This window comes from Frankia sp. Mgl5 (genome assembly GCF_023242985.1).
Classification (GTDB): Bacteria; Actinomycetota; Actinomycetes; order Frankiales; family Frankiaceae; genus Parafrankia; species Parafrankia soli.
The window spans coordinates 1-261 of the sequence record NZ_JALKFY010000182.1; the positions used below are offsets into that span (position 1 = coordinate 1).

Here is a 261-nt window from a genome sequence, read left to right on the forward strand (position 1 = left end):
GTACGACAGCGTCGAAGTGGATGTGGAGGGGCTTGGCCGGGTAGCCTGCGATATCGCCTATGGCGGCAATTTTTACGCGATTATCGACGCACGCAAGCTGGGGCTGGAGCTGGTTTCTGCCCATGCATCTGCAATCGTGGAGACGGCCGTGCGAATTCGCAAAGCGATCAACCATTCTTTTGAGGTGGTTCATCCCGAGCATCGGTTTATTAAGGGCTTGACTCATGTGGAGTTTTATACCGACCCTACCCATCCCGAGGC

At 55.2% G+C, this 261-nt stretch carries 1 protein-coding gene; it reads left to right on the forward strand.

From position 1 onward, the window contains the following. Positions 1 to 261 (forward strand): proline racemase family protein (locus MXD62_RS08905; RefSeq protein ID WP_248828902.1); only part of this gene is annotated, 261 nt, incomplete at both ends.